The 16,005-nt window shown below is 52.1% G+C and carries 15 protein-coding genes; 9 read left to right on the plus strand and 6 right to left on the minus strand.

Going from position 1 to position 16,005, the window contains the following annotated elements; genetic code table 11:
* Positions 1 to 270: 270 nt before the first annotated feature.
* Positions 271 to 1,002, minus strand: coding sequence for a prohibitin family protein (locus tag SIB66_RS11640; RefSeq protein WP_236070210.1), 732 nt, complete (start codon positions 1,000 to 1,002; stop codon positions 271 to 273).
* Positions 1,003 to 1,332: 330 nt separating this feature from the next.
* On the opposite strand from SIB66_RS11640, the gene SIB66_RS11645 reads away from it, so the two are divergent.
* The 3 genes from SIB66_RS11645 to SIB66_RS11655 all read left to right on the plus strand — a co-directional run bounded on the left by SIB66_RS11645 (position 1,333) and on the right by SIB66_RS11655 (position 3,751).
* On the plus strand, positions 1,333 to 1,635 hold the full coding sequence (locus tag SIB66_RS11645) for a Nif11 family protein (protein WP_063399547.1): 303 nt from the start codon (positions 1,333 to 1,335) through the stop codon (positions 1,633 to 1,635).
* A 595-nt stretch (positions 1,636 to 2,230) separates the two neighbouring features.
* Positions 2,231 to 2,473, plus strand: a complete 243-nt coding sequence (locus SIB66_RS11650) for a hypothetical protein (protein WP_063406172.1) — start codon at positions 2,231 to 2,233, stop codon at positions 2,471 to 2,473.
* A gap of 54 nt (positions 2,474 to 2,527) precedes the next feature.
* On the plus strand, positions 2,528 to 3,751 hold the full coding sequence (locus tag SIB66_RS11655) for a DUF4336 domain-containing protein (RefSeq protein WP_063421526.1): 1,224 nt from the start codon (positions 2,528 to 2,530) through the stop codon (positions 3,749 to 3,751).
* Here the strand turns inward: SIB66_RS11655 and SIB66_RS11660 are convergent.
* Positions 3,741 to 4,091 (minus strand): DUF760 domain-containing protein, encoded by a 351-nt coding sequence (locus SIB66_RS11660; RefSeq protein WP_011826503.1) that lies wholly within the window; start codon positions 4,089 to 4,091, stop codon positions 3,741 to 3,743. The genes SIB66_RS11655 and SIB66_RS11660 overlap by 11 nt on opposite strands.
* A gap of 15 nt (positions 4,092 to 4,106) precedes the next feature.
* Complete coding sequence (gene lepB, locus SIB66_RS11665; RefSeq protein ID WP_011129786.1) at positions 4,107 to 4,727, minus strand: signal peptidase I; 621 nt, start codon at positions 4,725 to 4,727, stop codon at positions 4,107 to 4,109.
* A 50-nt stretch (positions 4,728 to 4,777) separates the two neighbouring features.
* Here lepB and menD point away from each other — a divergent pair, with 50 nt between their 5' ends.
* The 6 genes from menD to SIB66_RS11695 all read left to right on the plus strand — a co-directional run bounded on the left by menD (position 4,778) and on the right by SIB66_RS11695 (position 11,899).
* Positions 4,778 to 6,604 carry a 2-succinyl-5-enolpyruvyl-6-hydroxy-3-cyclohexene-1-carboxylate synthase gene (gene menD / locus SIB66_RS11670; RefSeq protein ID WP_413410181.1) on the plus strand — a complete coding sequence of 609 codons (1,827 nt, stop codon included), beginning with the start codon at positions 4,778 to 4,780 and terminating at the stop codon, positions 6,602 to 6,604.
* 5 nt (positions 6,605 to 6,609) lie between these two features.
* Positions 6,610 to 7,503: a 1,4-dihydroxy-2-naphthoyl-CoA synthase gene (gene menB, locus SIB66_RS11675; protein WP_063406170.1), complete on the plus strand. Its 894-nt coding sequence runs from the start codon at positions 6,610 to 6,612 to the stop codon at positions 7,501 to 7,503.
* A gap of 21 nt (positions 7,504 to 7,524) precedes the next feature.
* Entirely contained in the window at positions 7,525 to 8,103 is a 579-nt protein-coding gene (locus SIB66_RS11680; RefSeq protein ID WP_236070203.1) for a L,D-transpeptidase, read from the plus strand.
* Positions 8,104 to 8,162: 59 nt separating this feature from the next.
* Positions 8,163 to 9,662 carry a glycogen synthase GlgA gene (gene glgA / locus SIB66_RS11685; protein ID WP_063406169.1) on the plus strand — a complete coding sequence of 500 codons (1,500 nt, stop codon included), beginning with the start codon at positions 8,163 to 8,165 and terminating at the stop codon, positions 9,660 to 9,662.
* Between the two features lie 120 nt (positions 9,663 to 9,782).
* Entirely contained in the window at positions 9,783 to 10,502 is a 720-nt protein-coding gene (locus SIB66_RS11690) for a hypothetical protein (RefSeq protein ID WP_063397455.1), read from the plus strand.
* Positions 10,502 to 11,899, plus strand: coding sequence for a UDP-N-acetylmuramoyl-tripeptide--D-alanyl-D-alanine ligase (locus SIB66_RS11695; protein ID WP_063421524.1), 1,398 nt, complete (start codon positions 10,502 to 10,504; stop codon positions 11,897 to 11,899). Before SIB66_RS11690 ends, SIB66_RS11695 begins: the two co-directional genes overlap by 1 nt.
* Before the next feature lie 26 nt (positions 11,900 to 11,925).
* Here the strand turns inward: SIB66_RS11695 and glmU are convergent, their stop codons facing one another.
* From glmU to aroA, 3 genes are all read right to left on the minus strand, one after another.
* Positions 11,926 to 13,266 carry a bifunctional UDP-N-acetylglucosamine diphosphorylase/glucosamine-1-phosphate N-acetyltransferase GlmU gene (gene glmU / locus SIB66_RS11700; protein WP_063406167.1) on the minus strand — a complete coding sequence of 447 codons (1,341 nt, stop codon included), beginning with the start codon at positions 13,264 to 13,266 and terminating at the stop codon, positions 11,926 to 11,928.
* A gap of 454 nt (positions 13,267 to 13,720) precedes the next feature.
* Positions 13,721 to 14,668 carry an MnmC family methyltransferase gene (locus SIB66_RS11705; protein ID WP_063406166.1) on the minus strand — a complete coding sequence of 316 codons (948 nt, stop codon included), beginning with the start codon at positions 14,666 to 14,668 and terminating at the stop codon, positions 13,721 to 13,723.
* Positions 14,643 to 15,968: a 3-phosphoshikimate 1-carboxyvinyltransferase gene (gene aroA / locus SIB66_RS11710; protein WP_063406165.1), complete on the minus strand. Its 1,326-nt coding sequence runs from the start codon at positions 15,966 to 15,968 to the stop codon at positions 14,643 to 14,645. The genes SIB66_RS11705 and aroA overlap by 26 nt, the downstream gene beginning before the upstream one ends.
* Between the last annotated feature and the right edge of the window lie 37 nt (positions 15,969 to 16,005).

Genomic DNA, 16,005 nt, shown 5'->3' on the forward strand with positions numbered 1-16,005 from the left:
GAAAAAGAGCCAAGCAAATATTGCTTGAGCAGTGAAATTTGGCTAGGTACAACTCTTAAATTTGTCGCCTGGTCGGAAACAATAGGACCGATTCAAATTGCCTTCATTCACAATCAGCCAGCTTCTAAAAATTAGCCATAGGGAAATCAAGCACAGACAAGAGTGAAAAGGCAAAGAAGGCTAACTGTTCTTAATACGAATAGTCCACTTAGGCCTTTATTTGCACCTACAACTTCAGGCCATCATCAACAAATAAATATACACAGATTATCACTGGCCGACGATGACTGGAGGCATCCGACCATTCAAGCCTGGCACAACCTGAGTTTTGCCATCCCATTTGTCAAGAAATAGCTTATAAAGAACCCTGTCATTAAGACCTCTATTAAGAGTTTCAAACTTGATTGCTTCTTGTCCTGCGATCTTCACTTCAGTTTGTGCCTTTAATAATTGCTGTTCGGCTATTTGCTTCTGTTCAATTGCGGAACGATATTCTTCTGCGATTTTTAACCCAGTCAGATCGAGACCTTTGACCTCAACATAGTCAAACTTTGCCAATTCAGCCGATGCATTAGTTTCTACAATCTGAGAGATATTATTCCAATCAGTTGCGATGGTTACAAGTTCATATTTTGAAAACACAGACTTAAGAGCCTTGAGTAATGATGGCTGAATGATCCGTTCGTAAATCTCAGCATTACCTGTTGCGATGGTACTATAAATCCTTGGCGCTTCAGACTGCTTCACAGCATACTTAATAGTTGCAGTCGCTTCTATAACTTGCAGGTCTTTAGTTAAACTGGAGAAGTTTTCTGGACGTACTTGTGTTCTTATGTTGAAGAAATGAACTGATTGAGCGAAGGGTATCTTTAGATTCAAGCCAGGTAGTCGTGGATTTTCACTAACCTTTCCAAGAGTCGTTACGACTCCTACTTCACCAGCAGGCACGACGAATATTGCTGAAACACCAACAATCGCTGCAATTGAAGCTCCTACAATCATCACCGTAGGAGCAACGCCTGCTCGGACTGATGAAATGTTATTGATTGGTGAACGCATTTAAAATCCATTATAGCAGACGCAAGCATATGCGTTTATCAATCAACATGAGGGAAAGCCATGGCAATCGAAAAGATTCAATTGACTTAGGAGAAAGGTCAGTCAAATTTCAATGTATAAAAAACAATCAAAGGGATTTAGTTCATTCGTCAAAACCTTACAGTCTTTTCATCATCATCCTTCATTGGCAGAATTTTTTATAATTATAGTTGGTTACGAAAGGTTGATATTGCACATGATCTTGATAGAGTAATTAACAATAGCAAGATTGCAATGCAAGCAGCACAGCTCAAAGTTTTTCTTGCCAAGCTCAAATCAGAGCCCTTGCTGCAAAGTCAATTAACCGCTGAAGGTGCAGATATAGTTTCAATAGCAAAAGTCGCTTCACTCTTTATTGACTCAAACGAGTCCACGACAGAAGCTGTAGTCGAGCTCTCTGACCAGGAGATTCAGGAGCAGGTTTTTGATGCCCTCAGCAAAAGAAACAATCCCTCAATTAGCCCGATTATCATATGGGCAGCCTTGCTTACAGTCCTCTTGATTTTAGTTGGTGTCTTCTTGAATCTCAAATACTGAGCAATCTCTGCCAGCCCCAAAAAGCTCAAAACTATTTAGGCTGAATTCATTATGTCTCTATCTTTGATTAGAATTAACAGACTTGAGGCAGACATTCATGAACGAATTCTTCCTTAGTATCAACGATGCTAACCATGCATTTTAGGCCACTTTCTTTTGCAATTTTCGCATATCAATCAATGCTTAGATCAATAAAAAGACTCTAAAAAGTAGCCTCAGGAGTAACAGAGTTAACAATTAGCTTAATAGCAAATACCGGCACCTTCTTGTTGCTAACGCCTACGGGTTAGAATGAGAGTAGTAAATAATTTAACAGTTACTATTCTCATCCTTGACATTTAAATCATTCCAGTATCTCAACCGGTCCCTTCTTTCTGTTCAAACTATTTTAATGATTTTGAGGTTTTTTTTTTGCGTAGGCCTATGTATGGATAATGGTAGAAGCATTAGCTTTTATTTTGTACTTCTCGCCGCGAAGATTAGGCGACGGCATGTGCAAGCTTCGAGGTTTCAGCTTCTGCTCTAACCCATACGCCCATAATCACACGCTGGTCTTTTCTGGTTTAACAGGCTTTCCTTGACCTGCTGAGGGCTTTTGGTAAACGTTCTCTTTGCCGGAGTTAAGAGCCTTCCCCTCAGTAGCGATATTGAAGAGCAGCTATATCAACCCCTGGCCATTCGGCTTGGTCTTGCTGCGCAGAGACAAGCCATGCCACTCAGAGTGAACTCCTCTGAGATAATTGGCAAGTTGCCTCGGCCTCCTCGCGCTGTTGCGACGCATCCCGTAGTTGGGCGTCATCCAGGGACAGACTCGCTTGCTCGCCTGTTCTATCTCTAGCTTGTCCCTAAAACCAGTTGCACAAGATGTTGACCACTTGCACAGATTGAGACTATGAGTCCCGAGAATCAAGCTATTTCTGGTCAAGTGAGTGCAACTAAGAGCGTCTCTTGGCTTGATCAAGAGTGGCCTTGGTGGCCGCTGTTACCTCTCTATCCCTATGGTCAGCGCCGCACCCTGGTCCGGGAACTAATACCCAATCAGATCTGGAGTTTTGAACAACTCCAAGGCCTCTATTACGTCGCTGTGCCTGTAAGGCTCACCGTGGTGAAGGTGCCAGGTGGGTTGATGTTGTTCAATCCCCTTCCGCCTACTCCCGAGTTGCGCCGAGCTCTAGCTGATCTGGAGGCCACCCATGGCAATGTGGTCACGATTGTGCTCCCCACCGCGTCTGGCCTAGAGCACAAACTGTCTCTACCGGCAATGGCACGAGCCTTCCCACAGGCAGAGGTATGGGTTTGTCCTGGTCAGTGGAGTTTCCCAATTTCCTTGCCTTCATCTTGGCTGGGCATTCCAGCGCGCCGCACCAAGGTGTTGCAGGAGGACGGCTTTCCCCATCCGGACAGTTGTACTTGGCTGCCTTTAGGCCCCCTGGATTTGGGGCTTGGCCGTTTTGAAGAGGTGGCTTGTTTTCACCGAGCTTCCGGTGCTGTATTGGTAACAGATGCTCTAGTGGGCATCGAGGCAGAGCCTCCAGCTCTGTTTGATCTAGACCCCACACCCTTGTTATTCCACGCCCGTGATCGGGGTGATCAACCCCTTGAGGATTCGCCACAAGCGCGCCGCCGAGGATGGGCCCGTGTGGTGTTGTTCGCGACCTATCTGAAGCCAGGGCCGCTTGTGATTCCTCCCCTGTTGGAAGTGCTGCGCAATGCCTTCAGGCCCGGAACACTTAGCCCTAAAGCCCATTTCGGCCTGTTTCCATTTGCTTGGCAGCCCGGATGGGAAGCTGCGGCTCAGGAGCGTCTCGGGAAGAACGGCCCGCTCCTACAAGTTGCGCCAGTGTTGGAACGGCTGGTATTTCCAAGAGCGAAGGACGTCTTATTGGAATGGTTGGATGAGATGCGGCGCCTAAAAGGGATGCGCTGGCTTGTGTCTGCTCACTTCAGCGACATCGTGGCCTTCAAGCCTCATCACGTTCGAGATTTAAGTGAATCTATTTCCAGACGCCCATGGGCTATCAATCAAGCCAGCTGGAGCTTTCTAGGCAGCGTTGATAAACGCCTGCTCAGCCTTGGTGTGGTGCCGAAAGATCCTCAGGCAGCCTTCAAAGATTGAGATCATCTGTGTCGACTGCCATCGCTTCATCTGAAAACAACGACTCTTCCAATTCCTTGCGTTGCTCCATCTGGCGCAAGAAATATCCAGTCATCATTGCTGATGCGAGCAAACTGGCGAGATTATCGCGACTGGCTGTGACCTTCACTTCAAATTGCTCACCTGGGAGCATGCCCAGCAGGCCCTGAACATTGTGGCGAATAATGTCCTGAATATCATTGCTGGCGGACTTGGCGACTCGCTGCAATACATCAGGGGATTGATCCTGAAGGTACTGAATTAGCCCATTACCGTCCTGGCAATCGTTGTTATCGGTGGTCAGGAACTCCGGGTTGAACATCCGGTGTGCTTTTCGTCACGATGTTGACCCTATCGCAGCTAGGTCGTTTGATCCACTCTTGCCTTGGGAGGGGAACCGTATTGGACCGAACCGATTGAGTGGCCAGTACCTCCAAATAGCTGTTCCGATCACAGCTTCTTCTGGTAATGGCCCCCAGAGATGAGAGTCAAGACTGGAATTGCGGTTGTCCCCCATCACCCAAAGTTCATGCTCAGGAACGGTCACCTTCGCCATCTCGTAGTTCATTGGGGCATCACGGCAGTCATCCTTGATGGCGATCTCGTTGCGCAAGAGCTGACCATGATGAACTTCCAGTTGATCGCCCGGACGCCCCACCACGCGTTTAATCAAGGCCGCTTTGGGGTCGTAGCCAGCATCCAGTAGTGCGGATGGCGGGTGAAACACCACCACGCTGCCCAGCGGCAAAGGCTGTTCTTGTTGACGTGCAAGTCGAGGGCGAACCTTCTCAACAAGAATGCGATCCTTCAACTGAAGGGTTGGCAGCATTGAACCGGAGGGAATCCAGCGAGGCTCCACCACCTGCCAGCGCATCAACAAGGCCAGAACCACCCAGAGCAGCAGGCTGCGCCAGCTACCGCTTGCTTCTTTTCGAGGAGGAGAAGGTGTCGGGGTCATCGAAACTGATTAAGTCGGCCCTCGCCGGTCGGTATTGACCGAGAATCGCATTGGCTAAGGCTCAAGCTCTGTCTCTTGCTCACAACAATCTGTTGGTTTGCCTGAGCTTGCTCGAGGCATTTCATGCCTTGGGGCTGCGCCATCTCGTGCTTTGTCCCGGCAGCCGCTCGGGGCCCCTTGCACTGGCTGCAGGAGGAATGGCACGTACCAATCGCTTGCGGCTTAGCACTGCCATTGATGAGCGCTCTGCTGCTTTCTTGGCTTTGGGTTTTAGCACTGCTACAGGCACTGCAGCAGCTGTAGTGACCACTTCGGGCACCGCTGTAGCCAACCTTTTGCCTGCAGCGGTGGAGGCTGATCGATCCTGTCAGCCCCTGTTGCTGCTCACTGCTGACCGTCCCTATCGACTCAAAGACTGCGGTGCCAATCAAACGGTGAATCAGGAGACTTTCTTGAGTCCTGCCTGTCGATGGATTGGGCAGGGCCCAAGAGAGGGGTTGCATCTTTTCAGTAAAGAAACGCTGGAATCATTCGCAGAGAAGGCCTGGCAACGAGCTCATCACCCCGCAGGGGCCGTTCATCTCAATCTGCCTTTTGAGGAGCCTCTACATCTCAGTGAAGAAGAGCAGAGGATGATCTGGAAGCGGTGGTCTCCCAAGATTCCACGTTCATCTCCGATCAAGCCAATCAATCTGGCAATGGCAGCTGAGGGGACTAATGGGGTTACCGATCAGGCTCCCTTTGCATTGGATCCTTTACGACCCGGCGTTGTGATAGCTGGTCCTTGGCGAGGCCTAAGCAAAGACCTCTTTGCTTTTCAGCAATCCTTGCGGGAGTGGCAGGCCTTGAGTGGCTGGCCCGTGCTGGCCGATCCACTATCGGCTCTGCCTTCAGACCAACCTGGTCTAATCCGCTCCTGGGAGCTGCTTTTGGCTGCTGGGCTTTTAGGCTCTCATGAGCAGCTTCAAGTGCTGCGTCTAGGACCAATGTCAGCCAGTCGGAGCCTTGAGGCATGGTTGAAAAGCTTTGGTGACGGTCAGCTCCTGATTACAGAGGGAGACTCCCGTTGTCTCGATCCCCTTGGTTTGTCAGTGCAATGGAGTCATGGATTGACGAGCTGGTGGCAACACCATCACCATCGCTGGATCGATGCTGATGCCGCCTCTCAAAAGGCAACCAAGGCTCTGCTGAGGAAATGGCAGATCAGCGATCGTTTTGCTCAGGAGTGGCTGGATCAGCAGTTACCCCTCCAGGGTGCCATCACAGAACCAGCCCTGGCTCGCTGGTTATCCCGTCTTCTGCCAACTGAGCTACCAATCATGTTGGCAGCGAGTAGTCCTGTGAGGGACTGGCTGGCTTATGCGGACAAGAGCTTATTTTCGAGACGATGCTTCAGTTTTCGAGGCGCGTCTGGTATCGACGGCACCCTTTCTTTAAGCATGGGTTTAGCGATGGCTCTTGGGCCCACTTTGCTTGTAAGCGGCGACCTGGCTCTCCTCCATGACAGCAATGGCTGGTTGCTTGCTCATCCCCAGCGCCCGCCTTTGGTGGTGGTGTTGATCGACAATGGTGGCGGAGGCATCTTCGAGCAACTTCTGGTGAAGACAGCTCCTAGCGAAGCATTTGAGCAGCTGTTTGCCATGCCTCAGGCGGTTGACCCTCTTGCTCTTGCAGGGGCTCATAACATTCCTCACCGGCAGGTGGCCTGTCTCGAAGACCTACCAGCAGCCTTGGAGTGGGGGCTCTTCCAGGCTGGACCTGTTTTGATACGTGTGTGCACGCATCGGCGTCAAGATTCATCGATGAGGCAACAGCTTCGCGAGGGATTGAAGATGCATCTGCAGTCGATTTCCCAAAATGGCCACATTGATCTTTGATCCCGATGGCTATGGATTCCAATCGGTTTGATAGGAGGCCAAGACAGGTTTTGCCTGGCAAGCCCACGATCGAATGGGAACCCTGGGGTGAATATCAAGACGTCCTGCTCGATCGCAGTTCAGAAGGAATTGCCAGGGTTGCGATTGATCGTCCGGCCAAGCGCAATGCTTTCCGACCACGCACGGTGATGGAACTCTGTGATGCGTTTACCAGAATTCGAGACGACCAACGTTTAGGCGTGGTTTTGTTCACCGGTGTTGGACCTGCTGACGATGGCGGCTATGCCTTTTGTGCAGGTGGTGACCAAAGTGTGCGCGGCGACGGTGGCTACCTCGATGAGGAAGGTTTGCCGCGCCTCAATGTTCTCGACCTACAGCGCATCATTCGCAGCTTGCCAAAGGTTGTGATTGCACTTGTCGCTGGCTATGCGATCGGCGGCGGCCAAGTGCTGCACTTGTTATGTGATCTCAGTCTGGCGGCAGAGAATGCCGTGTTTGGGCAAACCGGTCCCAAGGTGGGCAGCTTTGATGGTGGCTTTGGTGCTGGTTACCTAGCCAGAGTCGTGGGGCAACGCAAGGCTCGTGAAATCTGGTTTCTCTGTCGTCAATACGGAGCTGAAGAAGCACTGAAAATGGGGTTGATCAACGAGATTGTTCCTCTTGATGGTCTTGAAGCAGAGGGAGTGCGTTGGGCAAGAGAGGTGTTGCAACACAGCCCCACAGCCATCCGCTGCCTGAAGGCCGCATTCAATGCTGAAACCGATGGCTTGGCAGGACTTCAGGAGCTAGCCGGCCAGGCCACCCATCTGTTCTATCGAACGGATGAAGCCCAGGAAGGGCGAAATGCTTTTCTACAAAAACGACGTCCAGATTTTTCAGGCTCAGGCTGGCTTCCCTAACCAGCCGCTCTAGGCAGCGTCATGATTGACGCATCGTTTGCTTTGGGGAAGGAGTTCTTGCTACCGCTTCCACTGCCGCTGCTGCCCTCCCTGATTCATGCAGCTGTTCAGGACTCTCTTCCCCAAATCGTCGCCAGCTTCCCCGTCGCTGTGATTGAACGTGAGGGGCGGCATCTGGTCTTGGATCGGCGTAGCCGTCGGCTGCTTGTTTTGGAAGATGGCTCCTTAATTAAAAGCTTCTCAGTGGCGGTTGGCATGCCTGGCTGGGAGACTCCGACAGGTGAGTTTCAAGTTTTAAGCAAGACTCCCCATCCCATTTGGGAGCATCCCCAGAGCGGAAAGCGAATCAGATCTGGGCCGAATAATCCCCTTGGTAGTCGCTGGATCGGCTTCTATCGAGATTGCAACGGTAGAGACGCTCACGATGGTGATCGTTGGCTAACCATTGATGGCTGCGTCACGTCTGGCTTCCATGGAACGCCCCACCGCTGGACTGTTGGCCGAGCCGTTTCCCATGGTTGTGTTCGGCTGTTTGAAGAGGACATCCAATCCCTCTATCGGCTGGTCAAAATCGGCACACCGCTCAAGGTTCTCCCATGATCGTGATCTGATTGAGCTGATGCACATTTAGAGTCTCGCGGCTCTCGACTGACTTGAAAATGCGCGTGCTATTTGCTGCTGCGGAATGCGCGCCGATGGTCAAGGTCGGTGGAATGGGTGATGTGGTGGGCTCATTGCCCCCAGCTCTGGCCAAGCTTGATCATGATGTGCGTCTGATCATGCCTGGTTACGGCAAGCTCTGGAGCTTGCTGGATATCCCTACTGATCCGATTTGGCGGGGTCAGACCATGGGCAACGAGTTCGCCATCTATGAGACAAGTCATCCCAGCAATGGTTTGCCCCTTTATCTGGTGGGGCATCCAGTGTTTGATCCTGAAAGGATCTACGGCGGAGAAGACGAAGATTGGCGTTTTACGTTTTTCGCAAGCGCGACAACGGAATTTGCCTGGAACGTTTGGAAACCGCAAGTGCTGCATTGCCACGACTGGCATACCGGGATGATTCCTGTGTGGATGCATCAGGACCCTGAAATCAGCACGGTCTTTACCATTCACAACCTCAAATATCAGGGCCCCTGGCGCTGGAAACTTGATCGGATGACTTGGTGCCCCTGGTACATGCAAGGGGATCACACCATGGCGGCAGCCTTGCTTTATGCCGATCGGGTGAATGCCGTCTCCCCCACCTATGCAAGAGAGATTTGTACATCTGAATACGGGGAGAGCCTTGATGGCTTGTTGAACTACATCTCTGGAAAACTGCGTGGGATCCTCAATGGCATTGACCTGCAGGATTGGGACCCTGCCAATGACAAGTCTTTGCCAGCCACTTTCAATGCCGATGACCTTTCAGGTCGTGCTGTGAACAAGCAGACCCTTCAACAGCGCATGGGGCTTGAGGTCAATCCAGACACCTATCTACTTGGGATGGTGAGTCGGTTGGTGGATCAGAAAGGGGTTGATCTTCTGCTGCAGGTGACAGAGCGATTGCTTGCTTACACAGATTCCCAGATCGTCGTGCTGGGCACTGGTGAGCGTGGTTTGGAATCCGGCCTGTGGCAATTGGCAATTCAGAACCCTGGCCGCTTCTCGGTTTTCCTCACTTACGACGATGACCTAGCACGTTTGATCTACGGCGGCAGTGACGCATTTCTGATGCCGAGTCGCTTCGAACCCTGTGGCATTAGTCAGCTGTTGGCCATGCGCTACGGCAGCGTGCCGGTGGTGCGCAAAGTGGGTGGTCTTGTCGACACGGTGCCTTCCTACGACCCTATTCATCAAACCGGTACTGGATTCTGCTTCGATCGATTTGAGCCTGTTGACTTCTATACAGCATTAGTGAGGTCTTGGGAGGCATTCCGTCATCGTGATTGCTGGCGTGAGTTGCAGCAACGTGGAATGACTCAAAGCTACAGCTGGGATCGCTCCGCTCTCGACTATGAGCAGATGTATCGGGATGTCTGTGGCTTTAAGGAGCCGTCTCCTGATGCGGCGGTTGTGGAGCAATTTTCTCTCGGCCAGGGTTCAGATCCTTCCCGTCAGAACCAGGACAGCAATGCGAAAAAAAGAACCAGACGCAAGAAGAAGGGGAATGATTAAAAAAAGAGGTTTAAACTTGGTTGTTGGTTTTGCAGATTTAGCGGCTCTTTTGCAGACGACTCCATTGCTGCGCCCCAATCTTTTCAATCTGCCGCTTGGTCGTCAGGGCTCCTGATCAGCATGGGAAAGTCGCCCCCCCGGCCAGAGAAGCAAACGGGACAACTCCCAGTCCCCTATACCAATCCCTGGGTATCCCTGAGAGAGGGATTTCGTGATGTCTTCGCAGACCTTGGTCTGCGACTCAGGCAACTCTGGCGTCTCAACCGGCAAGGCGAATTCTCCACACCAAGGTTCTGGCCTTCTGCAATGGCACCAATGTTCTGGCCATTGACACTTGCAACAGTACTGGTCTTGGGAGTGTTCCTCAGCAGTCTGCTGATTGACCAACCTGCAGCTGTGGCACAACTAGATCCTGCAGAGACGTATCCCAGCAATTCAGCTGCATTGGCTGTGATGTCTAGCCCCTCCACTGCGGAGTCAGAACCTGTTGCAACGTTGTCGGAGCCTTCTGAACTGGAATCCACACAACTTTCAACGCCTTTAGCTGTACCTCTTCAGCTTGAGCCTCTCTTAACGATGCTGGCAGACAATGATCTCCCCAGTGGCTTGCTTCTTGCAGCCGAACCAAGACCCCTGGACAATGATCTTGTGTTGAGACTTAGTCCAGCTTGGAACAACCTCAATTCATCTCGACAGCGTGAACTTGCCGATCGTTGGCAGGCTCTTGCTGAACAGCTCAGTTATGACGAACTTCAACTTCAAAGCGAGGATGATCAACTGCTTGCCAGGACAGCAAGAGTGGGTGTGGGCATGATCATTTTCGATCAGGATTTGGCTTGATGAGACTGCGTCTGGGGCAGCTGGTCGAGCTTTGGGGTGCTCCGATGCATGTTCACGCGTCTGACCTAGATCTTGACCAAGCTGTTGGTCCGATCTGCACAGACAGTCGTCAGTTGAGCGAAGGCAGCTTCTTTGTGCCGTTGGTGGGGGAGCATTTCAATGGCCATGCCTTTCTTGCTCAAGCTCTGAAGCTTGAGGCCCAGGCGGCTGTGGTGGCTCGCAAAGATCATCATCCAGTGCCCGAGGGTCTCCCCCATTGGATTGTGGAAGACACTCTCGAGGCTTATCAGCAACTGGGGTTGCTGCATCGCCGTCAGTTGAATGTACCGGTGGTTGCCGTCACAGGTTCAGCAGGAAAAACCACGACTCGGGAGTTGATCCGCTCTGCACTCACACCCCTTGGTGAGGTCTTGGCAAGTGCAGGCAACAACAACAACGACGTGGGTGTTCCGCTCACCTTGTTGCAGGCGCATTCAGATCATGGCGCAGTTGTGGTGGAGATGGGGATGCGTGGAATTGGGGAAATAGAGCGTCTCTCCTGTTGCACCCAACCAGACGTCGCTGTGATCACCAATATCGGCAATGCACACGTCGGTCGTTTAGGTAGTCGTGCGGCGATTGCTTCCGCCAAGTGTGAGATCACCACTTGCCTGAAACCCAGAGGAGTGATCGTCATCCCAGCAGGGGATTCGCTCCTGGAAGATGCTCTTGAACGGATCTGGCGGGGGCGGGTGATCCGCGTGGCAGTTCAAGACAATCAACAATTAGAGCCACCAGAGATTGCAAATCTGCATCGAAGACCTCTACCCAAGGCTGATCTCGTTGGCTGCGTTGACCTGGCAAAGGGTGAACTATTGCTAGAAGGAAATGCCTACACCCTGCCTTTAGAAGGGATGCATAACGCTTGCAATTTGATACTGGCACTCGCAGTTGCCCGTGAATTAGATGTCTGCAAGGAATCGCTATCCAATCTAAAAGTAGACGTTCCTGGTGGCCGTAGTCGACGGCTAAAAGTTGGCAACTTCACTGTTCTAGACGAGACCTACAACGCTTCGCCGGAAGCCGTGCAAGCAGCATTGGAACTATTAGCAATTCAACCGGGACGTCACTTTGCAGTCCTCGGAACCATGCTGGAGCTAGGAGACCAGAGCGTGGCTTTGCATCGCCAAGTTGCTGAACGGGCGGTACAAGTTGGTTTAGATGGACTCGTCGTCGTTGCTGCAGGCGCTGAGGCTGAGGCCATGGCAACAGCAGCAGGGTCCTTGCCGCATTTGGCCGTCGTTGCCAACCCAGAGCAGGCTGCTCAGCCATTGCAGGCTTGGCTAGAGGCCGGCGATGTGGTTCTGCTTAAGGCTAGTCGTGGTGTCGCTCTAGAGAAATTGATCCCATTGCTCTAAGAGGGCTAAGCCTTAATCCTCTCGTTTCACTGCCAACCATTTTTAATCAGTTGTTTGGAGCGGCCAAGGGCGAGAGCACCATTGGGAACATCTTTAGTGAGAGTGGAGCCAGCTCCTACTGTCACGTCCGACCCTAAAACAATCGGCGCCACCAAAACGGAATTAGCCCCTGTTTTGCTGTTATCACCAACCACGGTGAGATGTTTTCTCACACCGTCGTAATTTGCAGTGATCGTACCGGCCCCGACATTGACATGGCGACCAAGTTGTGCGTCACCGATATAACTGAGGTGATTCACCTTTGAACCCTCGCCAATTTGGCTTTTTTTAATCTCCACAAAGTTGCCGATACGGCATTGATCAGCGATGCCTGCACCAGGGCGTAGGTGTGAGAAAGGGCCAATAGCCACCTCATTTCCCACTTTGGCATCACATACAACGGAATGAAGAACGCTGACTCCATGGCCAAGTTCGGCATTCTCAATCAAGCTTCCTGGGCCAAGCTGGCAGCCATCGCCAATGTTGCAGCAGCCCCGCAAATGGGTTTGGGGTTCAATTACCACATCTCTACCGAACTGACAATCTTCACTAAGCGTGCAGCTAGCAGGGTCAGTAAAAGTGACCCCTTCCTTCATCCAATGGTTACGTAGCCGTTCTTGAAGCAGCGCCTCACAGTTGGCAAGTTGGCAACGATCGTTGATGCCATTCACCTCATCGGGATCAGCCACCTCTACATGCATCGCAATAGGTAGTAAGGCCACAGTGTCGGTGAGGTAGAGCTCACCTTGATCATTATCACTACAAAGTTGGGGTAGTACTGCGGCCAATTTCTTCCAATTGAAGCAGTAGATGCCTGCGTTAGTGAGATTGTTGTGGCGCTGTTCGTCACTACAATCGCGATGTTCAACGATGCTGCTTACGCGGCCTTGTTGATCTGAAAACACCCTGCCATAGCCCGTGGGATCTGCGAGTCGGGCTGTTAGCAGCGTGACGTCGGCACCACTTGAGCGATGTTCGTTCACCAAGTGTTCGATCGTGCTTGGTCGAAGTAATGGGACATCGCCATTGAGAACCAAAAGCTCGCCATCAAAGCCCTCCAATACGGGCAGTACTTGCTGCACCGCATGACCTGTGCCGTTCTGAGGTTGTTGAACAACAAACTCCAAGCCTTGCCAATCAGTGAGCTGCTGTTGCACCTCTTGCGCCTGGTGGCCAACAATCAACAAGCGCCGTTGAGGTTGAAGGCCCGAGCAACTGGTCAACACCCGCTCAACCAATGTGGAACCTGCGAGCGGTTGCAAGACTTTCGGCAGGCAGCTCTTCATGCGGGTGCCCTTCCCAGCAGCCAAGATGGCGACGGCAAGCATGGAGCGAATGGCGAATCGGCCGGAATCTAATTGAATTCCGACAACTTCACTGCAGTTAACAGCCTTTAAGCAAGATCAGCTCAGCTTCTAGCGGTGATGATTCAGCCAGAAGAGCGCCAGAGAAGTTTCTACTTTCACTAGCACTGGCACTTTGCTGGCAATGAAGCACACGATGACCCCACATAAAAAGCCTCCTTATTGATGAGTCATTGTTCAAGCAATCCTATAGATCATGATCAACAATCTCAGGTGAAAGCAAGCTGCCAATCATTGGTATGAATCACCCAGTAAAAGAAGATCCATTAAATCAAACGCTGCAACAACATCTCCTTTGGGATTAATCAGCTGTAAAGAATGAACTTGCGTTGAGTTGGAAGGATTCAAGAATGACTTTAAACAATCTCTTTCAAGTCTTATCTATTCTAATTTTCCACTCGTTTCTTCCTGACAAGAATCAACCATGCCTTTGCTTGGCTGTCCAACGGTGGTGCCAGGTATTGGTCGCCTCTAATCCGCAGAGCTGTTGTTCAGTGCTGCGCCGCCTCCGGATCACTTCTGCCTGATCTTCTCCAGTTGGATCGCGGTACGGAACGGCTGCGCGTGTATGTAGATGTTCATGTTCCATTGCAGTAAGCGCCCGCCAACCAGGACCTTTCTCTCCAAAGCTGATCTTGAACTGCTTCATCCCCATGGTGCCACTGCTCCAACCTCCGCGCTCCCCGGGCACTTGCAGTAGCGAGAATAATTTCAGCCCTGCTCGCTGCAAACTGGCACGTATGGCCGCTGCACGGCTGTAGGTCAGGAGCCTCCCGCCTGGAGCTAATCGTATGACCAGGCCATGCAGAAACTCTTCACTCCATAGCTGTGGGCAGCGACCTGGGGAGAAGGCGTCGTGAAGAATCAAATCAAACTGCTGATCTTGGGGTAGCTGATGAAGCATTTGGCGTGCATCACCCCACAACATTGTTCCCCTGCTCTCTGGCTGATCCCAACCATCACAATCTCGGATTAAAATAAGTTTCTGGTGGACCGATGCTGACCAGGCACTACAGAACCCCGTCTGCGCCAAAGCGAGTTCCAGTGGTCGCCTGTCAATCTCTAGACCCCACCACAGCACATTCGGTGCTGGAGTTGGCATGGCATCCAGCACAGCCGCAGTGTTGTAGCCAAGACCCATGCATACGTCGAGGATCCGAAGAGTTTGTCCGCCACTAAAGCGCGTCAACTCTGCCGGTTGTGCGAATTTCGCGCATGCTTCATTCAGCGCTCCGGCGGAGTTGTGGAACGCTTCGTCGAAGTACTCACTATGCAGGCTGAAGCTACCATCCGCCGTTGGGAAAACAGTCAGTGCCCCCAAAGGGCGAGAGTGGCCGGCATTAGCGATGCAGCCGCTCAAGGTCATCCCAGAAGTTGGGGTAGGACACAGCCGCAGCTTCGCTACCAGTCAAGCGAGAATTGCCCTCCGCCAGCAACGCAGCCACCGCCAGACTCATGGCGACTCGATGATCCGTTTCACTATCGAGGTCTGTGCCTCGCAGTGTTCGTCCCCCTCGGATGGTGAGCCCATCGGCATGTTCGTCGATATCTGCTCCCATAGCCGTGAGCTGCCTGGTCATCACAGCGAGCCGATCGGTTTCCTTGACGCGCAGTTCACTGGCGTCAGTAATTTTACTTTCACCATCACAGAAACAAGCAGCCACCGCCAGGATCGGCACCTCATCGACCAGGCGAGGAATGATGTCCCCATTGATGCTGAAGGGCTTTAACCGTCCTTGCCTCACCCGTAGGTCTCCAACTGGTTCACCGGCGACTTCATGGCGGTTGAGCACCTCAATGCGAGCTTCCATTTGCTGCAACACTTCCAGGATGCCGGTACGGGTGGGGTTTAAACCAACGTTTTCCACCACGAGCTCAGCTCCAGGCACAAGCACTCCTGCGACAAGCCAAAAAGCAGCGGAACTGATGTCACCTGGCACGACAATATTTTGCCCATAAAGCTTTTGTCCTGGGCTCACTCTGATATGGCGACCCATCTCTCCTCCCACTTCGAGATCAGCGCCGAATGCCCGCAACATGCGTTCGCTGTGGTCTCTCGAATGGGCTGGTTCGATCACAGTCGTTGCCCCATCGGCTGTAAGGGCTGCCAGCAGCAGGGCTGACTTCACCTGGGCACTTGCTACAGGTGTACCGATGACACCACCACGAAGTTTCTGACCGCTCACGGCAAGTGGTGCGAAGTCGCCGTTGGATCGTCCTTTAATTTTGGCTCCCATCATTGTTAATGGCTGGCCAACCCGATTCATCGGTCTACGGCGCAAAGAGGCATCACCGCTAAGCACGAAATGGCGGCCCTTGCGTGCCGCCAACAGCCCTAGCATCAGCCGAATTGTTGTGCCGGAGTTACCGCAGTCAAGTACATCTTGCGGTTCTTGAAGTCCATCGAGACCGACGCCTTCAACGCGAACTGTTTGCCCTGCATGGATCGGGCTGATCGTGGCGCCCATCGCTCGAAGGCAGGCGGCGGTACTAATGGGATCTTCAGCAGGTAAAAGGCCCTCGATGGTGGTAAACCCTTCTGCGATAGCTCCAAATAACAGCGCTCGATGGGAAATCGATTTGTCTCCAGGGACTCGTACCGTTCCAGAAAGCCCGCCACCTGCTCGAAGCTCACGTGTCGATGAGACAGTGCTTGTAACGCTCAATGGGTGTGGCCCGAATCAGTAGGATTTTATATGGGGA

The sequence above is a fragment of the Prochlorococcus sp. MIT 1318 genome (assembly GCF_047304505.1).
Lineage (GTDB): Bacteria > Cyanobacteriota > Cyanobacteriia > PCC-6307 > Cyanobiaceae > Prochlorococcus > Prochlorococcus marinus_D.

Bases quoted from the DNA above. Each gene is read 5' to 3' on its own strand.
- SIB66_RS11640 (WP_236070210.1), bottom strand. From the start codon at position 1,002: ATGATTGTAGGAGCTTCAATTGCAGCGATTGTTGGTGTTTCAGCAATA.
- SIB66_RS11645 (WP_063399547.1), top strand. From the start codon at position 1,333: ATGCAAGCAGCACAGCTCAAAGTTTTTCTTGCCAAGCTCAAATCAGAG.
- SIB66_RS11655 (WP_063421526.1), top strand. From the start codon at position 2,528: ATGAGTCCCGAGAATCAAGCTATTTCTGGTCAAGTGAGTGCAACTAAG.
- SIB66_RS11660 (WP_011826503.1), bottom strand. From the start codon at position 4,091: ATGTTCAACCCGGAGTTCCTGACCACCGATAACAACGATTGCCAGGAC.
- lepB (WP_011129786.1), bottom strand. From the start codon at position 4,727: ATGACCCCGACACCTTCTCCTCCTCGAAAAGAAGCAAGCGGTAGCTGG.
- menB (WP_063406170.1), top strand. From the start codon at position 6,610: ATGGCTATGGATTCCAATCGGTTTGATAGGAGGCCAAGACAGGTTTTG.
- SIB66_RS11680 (WP_236070203.1), top strand. From the start codon at position 7,525: ATGATTGACGCATCGTTTGCTTTGGGGAAGGAGTTCTTGCTACCGCTT.
- glgA (WP_063406169.1), top strand. From the start codon at position 8,163: ATGCGCGTGCTATTTGCTGCTGCGGAATGCGCGCCGATGGTCAAGGTC.
- SIB66_RS11690 (WP_063397455.1), top strand. From the start codon at position 9,783: ATGGGAAAGTCGCCCCCCCGGCCAGAGAAGCAAACGGGACAACTCCCA.
- SIB66_RS11695 (WP_063421524.1), top strand. From the start codon at position 10,502: ATGAGACTGCGTCTGGGGCAGCTGGTCGAGCTTTGGGGTGCTCCGATG.
- glmU (WP_063406167.1), bottom strand. From the start codon at position 13,266: ATGCTTGCCGTCGCCATCTTGGCTGCTGGGAAGGGCACCCGCATGAAG.
- SIB66_RS11705 (WP_063406166.1), bottom strand. From the start codon at position 14,668: ATGACCTTGAGCGGCTGCATCGCTAATGCCGGCCACTCTCGCCCTTTG.